Origin of the sequence: Pseudomonas sp. IB20, from assembly GCF_009707325.1 — a bacterium.
Classification (GTDB): Bacteria; Pseudomonadota; Gammaproteobacteria; order Pseudomonadales; family Pseudomonadaceae; genus Aquipseudomonas.
In genome coordinates this window covers 2,750,317-2,766,494 of the sequence record NZ_CP046103.1, presented here as the reverse complement: position 1 = coordinate 2,766,494, position 16,178 = coordinate 2,750,317, and the positions used below count along the sequence as shown (strand labels likewise).

13 protein-coding genes and 2 pseudogenes are annotated in these 16,178 nt (G+C 62.6%); all 15 read right to left on the bottom strand.

From position 1 onward, the window contains the following. Positions 1 to 111: 111 nt before the first annotated feature. Positions 112 to 975, bottom strand: a complete 864-nt coding sequence (gene dapA / locus GJU48_RS12725; protein WP_094950124.1) for a 4-hydroxy-tetrahydrodipicolinate synthase — start codon at positions 973 to 975, stop codon at positions 112 to 114. Positions 976 to 1,302: 327 nt separating this feature from the next. After that, positions 1,303 to 1,418 (bottom strand): annotated as a pseudogene (locus tag GJU48_RS25245) (VOC family protein); the annotation flags it as partial. Positions 1,419 to 1,449: 31 nt separating this feature from the next. Beyond that, positions 1,450 to 1,565 (bottom strand): annotated as a pseudogene (locus tag GJU48_RS25240) (VOC family protein); the annotation flags it as partial. A gap of 25 nt (positions 1,566 to 1,590) precedes the next feature. Further along, a complete protein-coding gene (locus GJU48_RS12720; RefSeq protein WP_155296005.1) occupies positions 1,591 to 1,959 on the bottom strand; it encodes an ester cyclase in 369 nt (122 codons plus the stop codon). Between the two features lie 40 nt (positions 1,960 to 1,999). Continuing rightward, the gene (locus tag GJU48_RS12715; RefSeq protein ID WP_094950121.1) at positions 2,000 to 2,620 is read right to left on the bottom strand and encodes a LysE family translocator; all 621 of its coding nucleotides are present in this window, start codon (positions 2,618 to 2,620) and stop codon (positions 2,000 to 2,002) included. A gap of 426 nt (positions 2,621 to 3,046) precedes the next feature. Further along, a complete protein-coding gene (locus GJU48_RS12710) occupies positions 3,047 to 3,808 on the bottom strand; it encodes a PIG-L deacetylase family protein (RefSeq protein ID WP_094950105.1) in 762 nt (253 codons plus the stop codon). A 176-nt stretch (positions 3,809 to 3,984) separates the two neighbouring features. Beyond that, positions 3,985 to 4,644: a glycosyltransferase gene (locus tag GJU48_RS12705; RefSeq protein ID WP_094950104.1), complete on the bottom strand. Its 660-nt coding sequence runs from the start codon at positions 4,642 to 4,644 to the stop codon at positions 3,985 to 3,987. Then, positions 4,641 to 5,240: an SAM-dependent methyltransferase gene (locus GJU48_RS12700; RefSeq protein ID WP_094950103.1), complete on the bottom strand. Its 600-nt coding sequence runs from the start codon at positions 5,238 to 5,240 to the stop codon at positions 4,641 to 4,643. The genes GJU48_RS12705 and GJU48_RS12700 overlap by 4 nt, the downstream gene beginning before the upstream one ends. Further along, the gene (locus GJU48_RS12695; RefSeq protein ID WP_094950102.1) at positions 5,237 to 5,995 is read right to left on the bottom strand and encodes a PIG-L deacetylase family protein; all 759 of its coding nucleotides are present in this window, start codon (positions 5,993 to 5,995) and stop codon (positions 5,237 to 5,239) included. The genes GJU48_RS12700 and GJU48_RS12695 overlap by 4 nt, the downstream gene beginning before the upstream one ends. Beyond that, positions 5,992 to 6,990, bottom strand: coding sequence for an acyl-CoA dehydrogenase family protein (locus tag GJU48_RS12690; RefSeq protein ID WP_094950101.1), 999 nt, complete (start codon positions 6,988 to 6,990; stop codon positions 5,992 to 5,994). The genes GJU48_RS12695 and GJU48_RS12690 overlap by 4 nt, the downstream gene beginning before the upstream one ends. A 1-nt stretch (position 6,991) precedes the next feature. After that, positions 6,992 to 9,148, bottom strand: coding sequence for a glycogen debranching protein GlgX (gene glgX / locus GJU48_RS12685; protein ID WP_094950100.1), 2,157 nt, complete (start codon positions 9,146 to 9,148; stop codon positions 6,992 to 6,994). Positions 9,149 to 9,279: 131 nt separating this feature from the next. After that, on the bottom strand, positions 9,280 to 9,558 hold the full coding sequence (locus GJU48_RS12680) for a DUF2934 domain-containing protein (RefSeq protein WP_094950099.1): 279 nt from the start codon (positions 9,556 to 9,558) through the stop codon (positions 9,280 to 9,282). A gap of 24 nt (positions 9,559 to 9,582) precedes the next feature. Then, positions 9,583 to 12,339 carry a malto-oligosyltrehalose synthase gene (locus tag GJU48_RS12675; protein WP_094950098.1) on the bottom strand — a complete coding sequence of 919 codons (2,757 nt, stop codon included), beginning with the start codon at positions 12,337 to 12,339 and terminating at the stop codon, positions 9,583 to 9,585. Continuing rightward, the gene (gene malQ, locus GJU48_RS12670) at positions 12,336 to 14,420 is read right to left on the bottom strand and encodes a 4-alpha-glucanotransferase (protein ID WP_094950097.1); all 2,085 of its coding nucleotides are present in this window, start codon (positions 14,418 to 14,420) and stop codon (positions 12,336 to 12,338) included. The genes GJU48_RS12675 and malQ overlap by 4 nt, the downstream gene beginning before the upstream one ends. Further along, positions 14,417 to 16,162 (bottom strand): malto-oligosyltrehalose trehalohydrolase, encoded by a 1,746-nt coding sequence (gene treZ, locus GJU48_RS12665; RefSeq protein ID WP_094950096.1) that lies wholly within the window; start codon positions 16,160 to 16,162, stop codon positions 14,417 to 14,419. Before treZ ends, malQ begins: the two co-directional genes overlap by 4 nt. Positions 16,163 to 16,178 lie beyond the last annotated feature (16 nt).

Genomic DNA, 16,178 nt, shown 5'->3' with positions numbered 1-16,178 from the left:
CGGGACAGCAAAAATGCAAAGCATGGCTTGGAACATAGGCCGGGATCGCGCCGGTCGCAACCGGGCGGTCCTGTGGATGTCTTTTTTTGGCGCATGAACGGGTTTTGATGATTAAGCGCCGCTGATTGAGACCTGCTGCAACCGCTCTATTACGGCCGTGCTGGCGGTTTGCATCGGGGCGCGCAACGCACTGCCGATCAACCCTTGCAGGGCCAGCGCGGCCTTCACCGGCGCCGGGTTAGGCTCCATAAACAGGGTGTTGATCAACGGCACTAACTTGAAAAAAGTCGCCCTGGCTTCGGTGAGCCGGTTATCCCGCACTTGCTGGCACAGCGCCACAAAGTCCTCGGTGCGCACATGTGCTGAGGCCGCAATCGCACCGCTGGCGCCCAGGCACAGCGCGTTGAAAATCTGCAGGTCCTCGCCGCACAACAGGTCCACGTCGCCACTGGCGAGCAGCGCCAAGGTGGTTGCCAGGTTGCCGCCACAATCCTTGATTGCGACGATTCGCTGATGTTTGACGATGTTCAGCAGCGTAGCCTGTTCGAAGGTCACGCCGGTTCGGTAGGGGATGTCATACAGGATGATCGGCACGCTGGACGCATCCGCCACCGTGCGGAAAAACGCCTCAAGGCCGGCCTGGGACGGGCGGATGTAACTTGGCGCCGGCACCAACAAACCGGCCACCGGGCGCTGCAGGATGTGGGCCTGGAACTGCAGCAGTTCGATTTGGTTGTTGCCGGCCAGGCCCATCACCACGCGGTGCGCGGGCACCAGCTGCAGCACCGCATCCAGCACGGCCAGCTGTTCCTGGCGGCTTAAGGCTGCGGCTTCGCCGGTGGTGGTGCACACCATGATCCCGGCCACGTGCTTTTCCAACAGGTGGCTGACCAGTCGGCGCAGGCCGATAAAGTCGATGGCGCCGTCATGAAACGGTGTGACGATGGGAACCCAGATACCTTGAAACGATGACATGCACTTTCTCCTGATGGTTGACCGCTTGAGTCACCGTCAGAAGGGCAGAGGCAATTGTGCAAAGGGAGGGAGGTCCGTCGCGCTCAATGTCCTGTCAGCTCATCTGACGGGACAGCGCGCCCCGGTCACATGAGCGACTGTTTCTTCGATTTGAGGGCGTGCGCCACGCAACCTTGCGCCTTGGCAATCAAGCCAATGGCGCAAAGGTTAACGAAAGACGATGCAGACATGTGTGGGCACACCCTGAATAAGGCCTCCATCTTCAATGGATGTGACGGAATGTGTCAACTGCGCGCTCGTACCACGCAAGCCAATTCAGTTAACTCACCCGCGGGCGGAGTGCACGGCCTTCACGGCGCTGTCGGGAAAGGCCTTGGCATGAAGAGGGCGGCTTCCAGTGCGGTGCCGTTGTACCAGAGGCAGAGCGTGTTTTTGGGAGTCATCTCAGGTCTCCCGCCCAATTCAGTTAACTCACCCGCGGGCGGAGTGCACGGCCTTCACGGCGCTGTCGGGAAAGGCCTTGGCATGAAGAGGGCGGCTTCCAGTGCGGTGCCGTTGTACCAGAGGCAGAGCGTGTTTTTGGGAGTCATCTCAGGTCTCCTCGGTGTTTATCCATCAAAGCTGCTGCTCGATAGCCGCCTTATCGATCACCGACCAAACGCGGGCGATTTTCCCATCGACGATTTCATAGAATACGTTCTCATCGAAGCTCACCGTCCTGCCGTTGATCGGTAGCCCGAAGAATTCGCCTCGTGGGCTCACATTGAAGTTCAAGCGGCTGGCAATGGTCGGTGGGTCGGCGATCAGCAGTTGGACACGAAACACCAAATCCGGGATTTCGCGAAAGTCCCGTTCCAGCATGGCGCGGTAGCCCGCCAGGCCTACCGTGTTGGCGTTGTAAGTCACCTGCGAATGCACGAAATCGCCGAGGCGTTGCCAGTCCTGCTGGTTGAGGCAGTCGATATAGCCTCGGTAAATCCTCATAGACCCTCGCAGCAGTGTTGGGATACTCGCCGGCGGCGACTCACGCCCGGCGGGCCATCAACAACACCGTCGCCGCCGCCGACAACAACCCCGCGCAGCAGCGATTGAAAATCCGCTTGCCACGTGGCTCCGCAAACCAGCGGCGCATATGCAGGCCCATATACGCGTAGGCGCTGATGGCAATCCATTCCAGCATCAGGAACATCGCACCCAGCAGTGCAAATTGCGGCGTGATCGGCTGGCCCGGCACTACAAACTGCGGCAGGAACGCGGTGAAGATCAAAATGGCCTTCGGGTTGCCCGCCGCCACCAGAAACTCCTGACGCGCCAACGCCCATAATCCCACCTTGCCCGCAGCGGCCTCAGCCTCTGCCTGCGGATTAGCCCGCCACAGCTGAAACGCCAAATAAAACAGATACGCCGCGCCCAGAATCTTGATTGCGTAGAACAACAACTCCGAGGTTTGCAACACCACCGCCAGGCCAGCGGAAGCGAGGGCGATCATGCCGGCGAAGGCCAGCAGCCGGCCGAGACCGGCGAGGCAGGAGGTACGGTAGCCGTAGCGGGTGGAGTTGCTGACCGACAGCAGGTTGTTGGGGCCGGGCGCCATGTTCAGGGCGAAGCAGGCGGGGAGGAAGAGGGCGAGCGTGGCGAGGTCCATGTGAACTCCGGTATCGACGGGGGCATAGGTGGTCACGAGGATAAGAGATGGGCAGGCGCTAAAACAACTGATGCGTTCAAGTTCGCAGGGCCAGTATCGATTAAAAGCCGCTGGCCCCACGTGATTGATAGCTCAACGCTTCAGGGTTTCACATTCGTTACGCAGGTTGCTGTCGCGAATGTTGCCGCAGCTTTGGCCATTGATTTTGGCATTGCAATAAGCGCGTTGATCGCTGTCGCTTACGCCGCATCGAGCAGGCCGGCCTTGATGTGCTTGAGCGCGCCGAAGGGGGGTTAGGCTCTGACTGGCCGGCGTTCGCGGCTCGGGCATTTCAGCATGCGCCATGGCCAGCGCACCGAACTGCAACGGCGGTGTTTCAGCAAGTGCCCCGGGTTAAACGCTGCGTACACACTGCGATACATAAGCCTAGGCAAACACGATCTCATACGGCTCGCGCATGCGTTCCAGCAGGTCCTGGGCGAGCATGGGTGCCAACCCGATGGCCGGGTCGCCGACCAATTGGCTGGCGTACGCATGCACGGCGTGCAGTTTGCGCGCCACGCTCCAGGTGTCCAGGCGCACTTTGCGTGCACGCTGCCACGGGATCATCGCACCGTCGCGCGCGGGCGAGTGCCAGGCCCAAATGGGCAGCTCATAGAGCCGCGCGCCTACCAGGCTACAAGCCTTGGCAGTGGCACGGCCGACGGCGTCATGGTCGTCTTTGCCGTCGTTGCGCCAGGTGGTGAACACCACATCACCGGCTTGCAGGTAGCGCGCGATAAATTGGCTCATCGGCTGCTCACGGGCGGCCAAGGCATCGTCGCAAAAGCCGCCACGAATCCACTTCAAACTATGCAGTGGCATACCCAGACGACGCAAAGCCTCGGCGCTCTCCTGGGGGCGAATCACACTCAGGCGGCTCGCCGGCCAGGCGTGGGAACCCGGATGGCTGGCGCTGCCGTCGGTGATTGAGATCAGCAGGAGCGGATGCTCCAGGGTGCTGAGCAGTTGCAGCAAGCCCCCGCAGGCCAGCACCTCGTCCCCCGGGTGCGGCGCGATAACGACGACGCGTGCGCCTCGGGGCACCAGAGAGGAGGGGCTGATAATGGGGATTTGCGCCAACTGCGGGGCGCTGTTCCAGATTTGCGCGGGGCCGCGACGGCCCTCGCTTAAGGCGGCGAGTTTCATGGGTGTCACATCCTTGTCGATTCGTGCTGGGCCGTTTCCCGAGAATGGGACGACGCTTTTTGTTGTACCGCAGGCTCCGCTGCGGTGAGGTGCTGCCATCCAACTGGGATGGCCAGCAAGGCTTGCTCAGCATAGTCAAGGATTCGGCACTTTTACATCTTGCAATCTCGTTTTTTTTAAGTGGTCTGCATCAGGCTCTTCAAGTAATCGCCGAAGCCGCCTTGGGCACGGCATTCCAGGCGTGCGCTGGTGATCACTTGCGGCGAATGGCTCCAGGCGATCGATGCGCCACAGCGTTCCAAGTTACGCACCAGTTGCACATCTTCTTGGCAGGCCAACGGCTCGAACCCTCCGGACCGCACATAGGCACCGGCACTCACGCCCAAGTTGGCGCCGTGGATATGCCGATGGCCGTCGCGGGCCTGGTAGGCCTGGGTGTAGCGAATTTGCGCCGCCGGGTCAAAGCCTTCGCTCCAGGCGTCCACGGTCACGGTGCCGCACACTGCGTCGACACCCAACGCCAATTGCGCCACCAGCCAGTCGGGGGCCACGCGGCTGTCGGCGTCGGTGCAGGAGATCCAGCGCGCGCCTTGATTCAACAAATGCCGCGCACCGACGCCGCGTACATGCCCGACATTGCGTGCTTGCACGTGCAGGCTCTGCACCGGGTATGCCTGGGCAATCGCCGCACTGCCATCGCTGCAGCTGTCGAGCACCGCCAGAATTTCTACCGCCTCGCCCAGCAAACCAGGATGGCTGGCGGCAATCAATGCGGCTTTCAGGCATTCAGCCAGCAGCGCTTCTTCGTTATGCACCGGGATCAGAATGCCGATCATCGCAAGCCCTCTACGGACGCGACCGAGGCGCCGTCACGGCTCCACAGGTCGAGTAGAAAATCACGCTCGTGATGCTGCACCATAACCGGCATGCCCAGCCGTTGTTGCAACAGGGCATGCACTTGTTCGGCGGTTTGCGGGCAGCCCTCGATGGTTGGGCGCCAGTGGCAGGCCAGCAGTTGCCCGTTTTCGGTCAACGAGGCGAGGGCGCGGTCAACCAAGCGATGCAAGTCCTCGGCGTCGAGGTAGTAGCACAGCTCGCTCAACACGATCAGTTCGAACGAGCCCGCCGGCCATTGCTCGGGCAGGCGGCTTTGCTGCACCTGGGCGTGGGGAAAGCCCAGTAACCGGGTTTTTGCCAGCGCCACGGCAGCGGCGGCCGTGTCACAGCACACCAGCCGATCACAGCGCGGCGCCAGTTCAGCACTCAGTTCGCCATTGGCGCAGCCGGGTTCGAAGATCGACGCGTAGCGTGGCCGGGGCAGTACCGCCAGGGTCAAGGCGCGTTTGCGCTGCTCGTACCAGCGTTGTCGAAACGCCCAGGGATCGTCATTGCCGTCGAACAGCTGATCGAAATACGGCGTGGCAACACTCATACAAACACCACTTCAAAAGGTTGCAGCAAACGCTCCACCACATAAGGTGCGAGCACGGGCGGAAGGCCGATCTGCGGGTCGCCCTCCAGCTGGCTGGCGAAGGCGTGGATGGCGTGGCGTTTGCGCGCCACCGCCTCGGGTGTCAGCGGGATCTTGCGTGCGCGGTGCCACGGCACTTGGCTGTCTTCGGGCGTCGCCCAGTGCCAGGTCCATACCGGCAACTCATACAACGTCGCGCCCACCGCCTTGGCGGCTTTGGCACTGGCGCGGCCGACGGCTTCGTGGTCGCAATGACCGTCTTCGCGCCAGGTGGTGAACACCACGTCGGTGGGCTTGAGATAACGCTGGATGAACGCGCTCAATTGCTCCTCGCGCGCAGCCACTTGGCTGTCGGCGAAGCCCGCGCGCAGCCATTTCAAACTGTGCAGCGGCAAGCCGAGGCGATGCAGGGCCTGGGCCGATTCCTGCGGGCGCACCACGCTCAAGCGTTCCACCGGCCAACGCCTGGAGCCTGGGTGACTGGCGCTGCCGTCGGTCACGGAGATCAGCTGAATCGGCCGGCCAAGCATGGCCAAGCCTTGCAACAGGCCGCCACAACCGAGCACTTCATCGTCTGGATGAGGGGCAATGATCACCGCGCGATGGCCTTCGGGCACCAACTGCGCGACGCTTATTTCGGGCAGATCGGCCATGTGCGACGACGTCTGCCACTGATGCAGCGGGGTACCTTGGCCGACGATCGGATTAGCTTTCATAGATGCCACCTCCGTGCGGAGTCTGCAGCGGCCAACTCGCCCAACGCCGCCAAGTCGCGTTCTGCATGACTTTGGCGCATATACACCGGCAAGTCGGCCATCAGTTGGGCAAAGTGCGGGTCCTTACAATACGGCCCTGCACCGACCGCGCGACCGACATGGCGCATGACCTGCTCAACCGTATCTTCGACGCAGGCACGTGCCAGTTGGGCAAGCTGTCGCGCACAGGCCTGGGGTTCGCGGTCGATCTGTTCAGCACTGTCGCGTAACACACAAGCGGCGCTGTTGAACACGCTGTCTACCGCGCCCAAATGGGCGAGCGCATGCGGTTCCGGGTGTTTCGCGCATTGCTCGCGCAGCACCTCGGCCAGGCGTTGTGCGCCGCCATACCAGCACGCGGCGATGCCGATTCCGCCTTGCCAGAAGCCTGGGCGTGACAAGTAATCCCCCGGGCCGCCGACCGCGATGCCGCGGGCGTCGTCGAACACCACCTCGACACTGCCCGTGGCAGCCATACCCACGGCATTCCAGCCTTCGTCAGTCACGCTGATGCCGGGTTGCTGCATGTCCACGGCGACCAGTTGCTGGCGATCCTCTTCGTCCCAGGCGGTCAGCAGCCCATGGGTGACTACCGCCGCGCCCGAACACCAGGCTTTACGCCCGTCGACGACCAACCGGTGGCCGTCGCGCTGCACGCGCACCTTGGCCGTGGGCGGCTCGGCGGCCCAGGTGCCCCAAACGCTGCCCAAAGGCGGCAAGGGGCTGTTGAGCTCAGCGATGATCGCCAAGGCATCGGTATGGCCTTCGAACAACTTGCACAGGCGCAAATCATGCCCGGCCACTTGCGCCAAACGGCTGAAGCGCTCCAGCGTCTGGCCGCTGCCGGGCAACGGCAGCTGGTCCAGGCCTTCCTCCTGAAGCGCCTTCAAGGCACTCCCCAAAGCCTGCGTGTGCGCATAGCTCCGAAAGCCTTGAAGGAATCCATGCAACGCCATTTCACACCTCGTCGTGTTGCAGTTCAAACAACAGCAGCGAGCGGCCGGTGACGGCGTATTCGTGCTCGAAATCAAACCGTTCCTGGCCCCGTACCGCCGGGTCGTTGGTATCGAGCATGCAGGTCCAGAATTCACCCTCGGGCACCGGCGGCAGGCGGAAATTGACCATGTCGTGGTGGGCGTTGACCACCAGCAGCAACGTTGCATCGCCACCCGGGCGACGAATTCCGGTTTCCTGGGCGCGGCCATCCATCAGCATGCCCAGGCAGCGGCCATGGCTGTCTTGCCACTGTTCGGTGGTCATCTCGTTGCCATCCGGCGCCAGCCAGGTGACATCTTTCACGCCGATGTCTTCGTTGTAGTCACCGACCAAGAAGCGACCACGGCGCAGAATCGGATAGGCCAGGCGCAGCTTGATCAAGCGTTTTACAAACTTGAGCAGCGCCTTGCCGTCGTCGTCCAGCTCCCAGTTGACCCAGCCGATTTCACTGTCCTGGCAATAGGCGTTGTTGTTGCCGTGCTGGGTTCGCGCGAACTCGTCACCGGCCACCAGCATCGGCGTACCCTGGGCCAGCAGCAGGGTGGCGAAAAAGTTACGCATCTGGCGCAGGCGCAGCGCGTTGATTTGCGGGTCATCGGTGGGGCCTTCGACGCCGTGGTTCCAGGACAGGTTGTTATTGCTGCCGTCCTGGTTGTTTTCGTCGTTGGCTTCGTTGTGCTTGTCGTTGTACGACACCAGGTCGTGCAGGGTGAAACCATCGTGGGCGGTGATGAAGTTCACCGAGCTGTACGGGCGCCGACCGCGCTGATTAAACATCTCGCCCGAGGCGGTCATGCGCGCGGCGAAGTCTGCCAGCTGGCCGTCGTCGCCTTTCCAGAAGGCGCGCACGGTGTCGCGGAAACGGTCGTTCCACTCCACCCAGCCCGGTGGGAACTTACCCACTTGGTAGCCACCGGGGCCGCAGTCCCACGGCTCGGCGATCATTTTTACCTGGCGCAGCACCGGGTCCTGACGGCAGGCCACGAGGAAGCTGTGACGCTCATCGAAACCATCGCGGTAGCGGCCCAGAATGGTCGCCAGGTCAAAGCGGAAACCGTCCACGTGCATCTCGGTGGCCCAGTACCGCAGCGAGTCGGTGACCATTTGCAATACGCACGGGTGACTTAGGTCGAGGGTGTTACCGGTGCCGGAATCGTTGATGTAGAAGCGCTTGTCATTGGGCATCAGGCGATAGTACGAGGCGTTGTCGATGCCACGCATGGACAAGGTCGGGCCGCGCTCGTTGCCTTCGGCGGTGTGGTTGTAGACCACGTCGAGGATCACCTCAAGCTTGGCCTCGTGCAGGTGCGCGACCATCTCCTTGAACTCGGCGATCTTGCCGCTGGCCAAGTAGCGCGGGTCTGGCGCAAAGAAGGCAATGCTGTTGTAGCCCCAGTAGTTGGTCATGCCTTTTTGCAGCAAGTGCTGGTCGTTGACGAACGCATGCACCGGCAGCAGTTCGACCGATGACACGCCCAACTGGCGGATGTGCTTGAGCACGTCGTCTTCCATCAGCCCTGCGCAGGTGCCACGCACCGACTCGCTGACCGAAGGGTGGCGCATGCTGATACCGCGCAAGTGGGTTTCATAAATGATCGTGCGGTCCCACGGCACCCGCACCGGCTGGTCGTTGCCCCAGGTGTGCGCCGGGTCGATGACCTTGCACTTGGGCACGAAGGGTGCGCTGTCGCGTTCGTCGAAACTGAGGTCGTCATCGGGGTGGCCGATGGTGTAGCCGAACAACGCCTCGGACCATTTGAGTTCGCCCACCAGTTGCTTGGCGTAGGGGTCGATCAGCAATTTGTTGTGGTTGAAACGGTGACCATTGGCCGGGTCATACGCACCGTACACGCGGTAGCCGTAAATCAGCCCGGGGTGGGCGTCGGGCAGGTAGCCGTGGAAGGTTTCGTCGGTGTATTCCGGCAGTTCGATACGTTCCAGCTCCACTTCGCCGCTATCGTCAAACAGGCACAGTTCGACTTTGGTGGCGTTGGCTGAGAACAGCGCAAAGTTGACACCCAGGCCGTCCCAGGTGGCGCCTAGGGGGAAGGGCAAACCTTCACGAATCCGCGACGGCTCGTGTTCCGGCGTCGGTTGGGTTTTATCGGGTTTGCTCATTGAGTTGCTCCTGCAAGGATGTTTTTCGGGCCGAGCGAGATCGTGCTGGCGATTGTTCAGCTGACGCATGTGTGATTGAAAACGAACCTCCTGCCGGCAGCGCCGGGAGGAGGCCCCTAAGGTTGAAAGGCTTAAGGCTTAGGTTTTTTTGGCGCGGGCGGCTTTTTCGCCACAGGCGCTGCCGGTGTGCTGGGGGCCGGTGCCGGTGGTTTGGTTGGCTTGGCTTTGGGCGCAGGCTTAGGCGCGGTTTTCGGCTTGGCGCCAGCCTTGGGCTTGCTCGGGGTCAGGGCTTCGGCTTCGGCCAGCTTGCGGGCCATCTCCCAGTGGCGTGCATCTTCACCGTGGGGTTTGCCTTCTGATTCCCAGATCTGATGCGCCAACTCGCGTATGCGTTTGTCTTCAGTACTCATCACAATGCTCCTCACAGAAAAGTTTCAGCTTTCTTGATCATCAGGATTAATAAAGACATTGACCGGGAAATCCCCCAGGGCAGCGCTGATTAACAGCTCCTTGTTTGGTGTGACTGCGCCTGTATGAAAAAGTCCCTTCCAGTTTTGTGTTGTGTCGGCGAACGGCAATTTCACCCGTGTATCGCCCCAAACCTGCGCATGGATGCGGGGCTGCTCACCCTTTTCCAGCAGGCGCTGGGGCCAACGTGGCACCACCACCATCAGGCGTTTGCCTTGATGTTCGCGACAGAATGCGACGACGTGTTCAGCGTGTGTGCCGGTGACCTCCAGCGGTGTGTAGCGCCCGCTGCGAAAGAGCTCGGGATCAGCCTTGCGCAAGGCTAACACCTGCGCAATCAGCGCCTGTTTGACACGCCCGTCGCGCCAGTGGGACAACAGTTCGTCGATGCCCGATGGATTGTTCAACGCGTGTTGCCGTGCGTTGAAATCCACTGGGCGGCGGTTGTCCGGGTCCACCAGGCTGAAGTCCCAGAACTCATCGCCCTGGTACAGGTCCGGCACACCCGGCACGGTGAGACGAAGCAAGGATTGCGCCAGGCCGTTTACCGCACCGGCCGGGGCGATGGCCTGGGCGGCAGTGGCGATGGCAGCGCGCAGCGCCTGGCCCGGTTCGCTGAGCAACAGCCGCGACAGGAAGGCCTCGACGCCTTGTTCATAGGCGTCGTTGGGTGCGCTCCAGCTGCTTTGCAACTTGGCTTCGCGCAGGGCTTTTTGCTGCCATTGCCAGAGGCGTTGTTGATAGCCCTGCATATCCGGGTTCGCGTCCAACGGCCAACTGCCGAGCAGCACTTGGTAAAGGATCAGCTCATCACCGGCTGACGGCGTGTTGGCGTCCTGGCGCAACGGGGCGGCGAGGGTGCGCCAGTGCTCGACCTGTTCGGCGTACCACGGCGCACACTCGCTGAGTACCGCCAAGCGTGCGCGGGTGTCTTCGCCGCGCTTGTGGTCGTGGGTGGCAGTGGCCAGCAGGTTGTCGGGAAAGGTCTGCAAACGCTGTTGGTTGATGGCGTGAAACTCGGCCACCGGCGCGCTGAACTGCTCGGTGCTGAAGCCCACGTCGTTACGCGACAGCAGCACCGCCGAGCGATAGAACGCGGTGTCTTCCACAGCTTTGGCGGCGGCCGGGGAGGTCAGTTGCTGGAAACGCACGCAGGCATGCTTGAGCATCTTGCGTTCACGGCCGACCGAGCGATCGCGCCACGGTTGGCCGCCGAGCCATTTTTCCAGGTGGTCGAGCACTGGCCAGTCGCCCTCGCTCAAGGTGCTGCGGGCACCGGCCAGGGCCTGCAGGAAAAACACATCATCGCGTTCGCTGCGCCCGCGCGCGCTGATGTAAGTGCGGTACACCGGGAAGTGCACGATCAATTCCTGCAAGGCGCGGCGGATCGCGCCCAGGGTCAGGTCACGGGTCATTACGTCGTCACGGGCCACTTGCAGCAGGGCCTGGGCCACGCTTTCAAAGTCACCGGCCAACGAGCCGTTGAGGATCTGCTGGCGTGCCAGCCAGGCTTCTTCGATAAAGGCGGCGGGGCGTTCGCTGTGGCGCGTCCACAGTTCGGCGAGCGGCGCAAAGCCTTCGGGATCATGTTGCAGCAGCGACAGCTGGTTCATGAATTCGTAGCCGGTGGTGCCGTCCACCTTCCAGTCTTCGCGCAGGGTTTCGCCTTCGCCGAGGATTTTCTCCACGAAGATCGGCAAATGCCGCTCAGGCGCCAGTGAATCCACTCGACGCCGCAGCTTGCGGCAGTAACCGCGCGGGTCGGCCAGGCCGTCGATATGGTCGATGCGCAGGCCGTCTACCAACCCTTCGCTGATCAGCTCGAAAATCTTGCCGTGGGTGGCTTCGAACACGGCGGTGCGCTCTACGCGCAGGCCGCCCAGCTCGTTGACATCGAAGAAACGCCGCCAGTTGATATCGTCCGCAGCGGTGCGCCAGCTAGCGAGGCGGTAGACCTGTTGTTCCAGCAGGTTATGCAGGCGATTGAAACCTTCGGGTTGGCGCCCGTCGAACGCGGTGAGCCGCTGTTCGATGGCGTGCAGCACGTCGCCTTCGGTGGCGCGCTCAACCAGCGCCTGCTTGAGCCAGGCGGCTTCGTGGTAGGCGTCATCTTGATAAGCAAGGGCACTGAAGCGTTCGGCTAAAGGCTTGAGCAGCGCGTCGGTGCCGAGGATTAACGCGTAATCGCGTGGGCAAATCGGGAACCGGTGTTCGTAATGTTCGAGGTGAAACGTGCCGTGGCCGGCATCAAAATGCAGCGTCAGCGTGCCGGTTTGCAAGGCTTCGCCGTAATCACTGCCCAGGAACGGCATCAGCAGTTGGCCCTTGAGCAGCGGGTCGGGCGAGTGCCACTGGATATCGAAGAACTCGCTGTAGGGGCTCAAACGGCCCCATTCCAGCAGATCCAGCCACCACGGGTTATCGGCACCGCCCACGGCCATATGGTTGGAGACAATATCGAGGATCAGGCCCATCTGATGCTCACGCAACGCGGCGACCAGGCGACGCAAAGCCGGTTCGCCACCCAGTTCGGGGTTGACGGTGGTCGGGTCGACCACGTCGTAGCCGTGCATAGAGCCGGCGCGCGCACTGAGCAGGGGCGAGGCATACAGATGGCTGATGCCCAACTGGGCGAAGTACGGCACCAACGGCACCGCGTCATCCAGGGTGAAACCTTTATGAAATTGCAGGCGCTGGGTCGCACGCAGGGGCAGTGCTTTCATCGGTCACGCTCATAGGCTTGGTTGCGCGCGACGGCCAACAGCTCGAGGCGGCGGGCGGCGCCGGCGTTGTCGAGCAGGCTGGCGGCTTCACCCGGCAGGCGACGGCGCCAATTGGGGTGGGTGTCGGTGGTGCCGGGCAGGTTGGCTTGCTCTTCGATACCCAGCGCATCTTCCAGCGGCAGCAACACCAGCGGCGCACGGGTGTGGCCCAGGTAGCGCACGCTGGCGTCGATCATATGGTCGGTGTCATTGCGGATTTCATCGACGAAGTTCTGCGGGTCCTGGCTCAAGGCCTGGCGCAGCGCCTGGCGTTCACGCAGGCGGTGCTCGCTCCATTGCTCCACGGTGGGTGCGTCGATCAGGCCGAGTTGGATGTTCCACTCGATGTCGCGGCTGTGCCACCAGCCGTTGAGGGTGGGCAGGTCGTGGGTGCTGGTGGTCGCCAGGGCATTGTCCGGCCAGTCGAGGATCGGCTTGAACTGGCCATCGTGGCCTTGTTCGAACAGCAACACGCGCATGCCCAGAATCGAACGGCCGATGAGTTTCTCGCGCAGCCCATCGGGCACGGTGCCCAGGTCTTCACCCAGCACAATTGCCTTATGGCGTTGGGACTCCAATGCCAGCAGCCGCAACAAGTCATCCACCGGGTAATACAGGTACGCGCCTTCACGCGGCGAAGCCTCCATGGGGATGACCCACAGGCGTTGCAGGCCCATCACATGGTCAATACGCAGGCCGCCGGCATGGGCGAAGTTGGCGCGCAGCATCTCGATAAAGGCGCGAAAACCATGGCGTTTGAGGCCTTCCGGGGAAAATGCGGAAATGCCCCAGCCTTGGCCGGCGCGGTTGAGGATATCCGGCGGGGCGCCCACGGTGAGGTTGGCCAGCAGCTCATCCTGACGGCTCCAGGCCTGGCTGCCGCCGCCGTCGGCGCCTACGGCCAGGTCGGCGATCAAGCCCACGCCCATGCCGCTGCCACGCGCGGCTTGTTGCGCACGTTCCAGGCAGCGCGCGATCAGCCATTGGCTGAAGGCGTAAAAACCGATTTCATCCGTGTGTTCTGCGGCGAATTGCACCAGCGCTGGGCTCTGCGGCGTGCGCCAGGCCTCGGGCCAGTGGCGCCAGTCGAGTTCTTCACCGGCAGCAGCGCGAACGGCCTGCACGGCTTCAAAGCGGCAGTGGTTTTCCAGGGCTTCGCCGCCGGTCTGGCGGAAGCTCAAGAAGTCGGCATGTTGTGGATGCTCGCCGTGGCGGAAGTCTTCGTACAAGGCGCGTAACAGGCGTTGCTTGGCCTTGGCGGCGGCGGGCCAGTCGATCAAGGTGTTTTGCTCAAGTGCGTGCAGCTCCTCGGCCAAGCCGAGGGCTTCAATGGCATTGCGCACTTCGCGCTCGCCAAGGATGCAGGCGGGCGAGGCGTACAAGCTGTTGAGGAACAGGCGGCTGGAGGGTGAATACGGGCTGTAGCGCTCGGTGTCGGCGCTGAACATCGCGTGCATCGGGCTGATCGCCAGGGCATCGGCGCCGCGTTCGGCGGCGCAGCGGGCCAGGTGTTCCAGCGCCTGGGTGTCGCCAAACCCGCCGTCACCCAGGCGGCGCAACGCATACAGCTGGGCGCTCAAACCCCAGGCGCGGGAAAGTTGGCTGTCGACGGCTTCGGCCACGCTGTAGCAGTGGATGGGCGCCACGGCGAGGGTGAACGTCTGGTCATCGATGTGCACTTGGTGATAGCCCAGGGCAATGATGCCGGGCAGCACGGCGTCGCCGTCGAGGCGTAGCTCTAGGGTTTCGCCGCCTTCCAGGCTGACCCGGCACGGCGTGTCCGCAGCAAAGTAGCGCGCCAGGTCCAGGCCTTCGCCGGTATCGACGGTCATCAGCGGTGGCAGGTGTTTGTCTTGTTGCACCCGCTCCAGTTCCAGCAGGCTGGCATCGATCTCGGCGTCGGTATCGGCCGGGTGGCCCAGGCCTTTGAGGACGGCGCGCAGGGCGTCGGGTTTTACATGTTGCGGGCGGCCGTTTGCGTCGATCCAATCGACGGCCAGGCCCGCGCGGCTGGCGAGTATTTCCAGGTTCGCTTCGCTCAAGGGTGCTCTCCAACAGGGAATAGGGCGACGCGTGCACTGAACGGCGCGAGGTGCGCCTCATCCGTGGCAGGCGTTTCGAATATCAGATGCGGCGGGGCCGGATGATCCAGCGGTTCAGCGCTCAGGTTCACGTCGATCTGCAACACACTGCCGTTGCCCAGGCGCCAGCGCGCGGTGACGGCGCCGTCAGCCAGCACCTGCGCGCCCAGGGCTCTGCTGGCGGGTAAATGCGGCACGATATGCAGGTGACGCAGGCTCAGTAGGTGGCGGTAAAACTGGCTGTGTTCGTTCTCGGTAAAGCTGGGCGCCGATTGCAGGAAGGTCGGCAGGGCGTTCGGATCGGGGATGTGTTCGCGCCGTTCAGGGTCTTTGAACGCAGCAAAATCGGCGAACTCGTTGCGCCGGCCTTCGCGCACGGCTTCGGCCAGCTCGCCGTGGTGGTCGGTGAAAAACAGGAACGGCTCGTCGGCGTTGACTTCATCGCCCATGAACATCAGCGGGATCATCGGTGACAGCAGCAGTAACGCGGTGGCGGCCTTGAGTGCCTGGGGCGAGCAAAGCTGATGCAGGCGTTCACCCAAGGCGCGGTTGCCGATCTGGTCGTGGTTCTGCAAAAACGCCACAAAGGCGCTCGGTGGCAGGTCCGCGCTGGGTTCGCCGCGTGCGTGGCCATGGCGGGTGGTGTGGCCCTGATAGATAAACCCTTCGCCCAGGCAGCGCGCGAGTTTGTCGGTAGGGTTTTCGGCGAAGTCGCTGTAATAGGCGTCGGTTTCGCCGGTCAGCAGCACGTGGAGGACGTTATGGAAGTCATCGTTCCACTGCCCATCGAAGTCGTGCTTCAACAGGCTGGCCTGGTTCAGTTCGTTTTCCAGCACCAGCCAGACATGCCGGCCGACGTCCACCTGTTGGCGCACGCGTTGTGCCAGCTCTATGAGAAAGCAGGGATTGTCGATGGCGTGCACCGCATCCAGGCGCAGGCCGTCGAAGCGGTATTCGAGTAACCACATCAGTGCATTGTCGAGGAAGAAGTCGCGCACCTCGCGCCGTTCAAAATCAATCCCGGCGCCCCACGGCGTGTGTACGTCCTCTTGAAAGAAGCCCTTGGCGTATTGGCCCAGGTAATTGCCGTCGGGGCCGAAGTGGTTGTAGACCACGTCGAGGATCACCGCGAGGCCGTGCTCGTGGGCGCTGTCGATCAGGGCTTTGAGTTGTTCGGGGGAGCCGTAGCAAGAGTGGGGCGCGTAGGGCAGGACCCCGTCGTAACCCCAATTGCGTTCGCCGGGAAATTGCGCCAAAGGCATCAATTCAATCGCGGTAACGCCCAGTTCGGCCAAGCGTGGCAGCTGTTTTTCAACCGCTGCGTAGCCGCCCAGGGCACCTACATGCAGTTCGTAGATCACCGCTTCGTGCCACGGGCGACCCTGCCAGTGGCAGTGCCGCCACTGATAGGCGAGCGGGTCAACGACCACGCTCCAACCATGCACGTCCAAGGCCTGGGCCCTGGACGCTGGGTCGGGTACATCGGTTTCGCCGTCGATGTTGTAGCGGTAGCGCGTGCCCGCCGGGCACTGTATTTCTACCTTAAACCAGCCGGCTGCCTGAGGCAGCATGGCAATCGACTTACCGTCTTGCAATTCAACGCTGACATATAACGCGTCTGGCGCCCACAAGGCAAAACGCGTGTGTTGCGCGTCCAGCATGATTGCGCCGTGGGGCCAGGTTTCCAGAGTCCGTGACGGCATCTATGAAGCCCTCCCT

Excerpts from the sequence above, each read along its gene's own strand:
- GJU48_RS12720 (WP_155296005.1), bottom strand. The coding sequence starts at position 1,959 with ATGAGGATTTACCGAGGCTATATCGACTGCCTCAACCAGCAGGACTGG.
- GJU48_RS12705 (WP_094950104.1), bottom strand. The coding sequence starts at position 4,644 with ATGATCGGCATTCTGATCCCGGTGCATAACGAAGAAGCGCTGCTGGCT.
- GJU48_RS12680 (WP_094950099.1), bottom strand. The coding sequence starts at position 9,558 with ATGAGTACTGAAGACAAACGCATACGCGAGTTGGCGCATCAGATCTGG.
- dapA (WP_094950124.1), bottom strand. The coding sequence starts at position 975 with ATGTCATCGTTTCAAGGTATCTGGGTTCCCATCGTCACACCGTTTCAT.
- GJU48_RS12715 (WP_094950121.1), bottom strand. The coding sequence starts at position 2,620 with ATGGACCTCGCCACGCTCGCCCTCTTCCTCCCCGCCTGCTTCGCCCTG.
- GJU48_RS12695 (WP_094950102.1), bottom strand. The coding sequence starts at position 5,995 with ATGAAAGCTAATCCGATCGTCGGCCAAGGTACCCCGCTGCATCAGTGG.
- treZ (WP_094950096.1), bottom strand. The coding sequence starts at position 16,162 with ATGCCGTCACGGACTCTGGAAACCTGGCCCCACGGCGCAATCATGCTG.
- GJU48_RS12700 (WP_094950103.1), bottom strand. The coding sequence starts at position 5,240 with ATGAGTGTTGCCACGCCGTATTTCGATCAGCTGTTCGACGGCAATGAC.
- GJU48_RS12710 (WP_094950105.1), bottom strand. The coding sequence starts at position 3,808 with ATGAAACTCGCCGCCTTAAGCGAGGGCCGTCGCGGCCCCGCGCAAATC.
- GJU48_RS12675 (WP_094950098.1), bottom strand. The coding sequence starts at position 12,339 with ATGAAAGCACTGCCCCTGCGTGCGACCCAGCGCCTGCAATTTCATAAA.
- glgX (WP_094950100.1), bottom strand. The coding sequence starts at position 9,148 with ATGAGCAAACCCGATAAAACCCAACCGACGCCGGAACACGAGCCGTCG.
- GJU48_RS12690 (WP_094950101.1), bottom strand. The coding sequence starts at position 6,990 with ATGGCGTTGCATGGATTCCTTCAAGGCTTTCGGAGCTATGCGCACACG.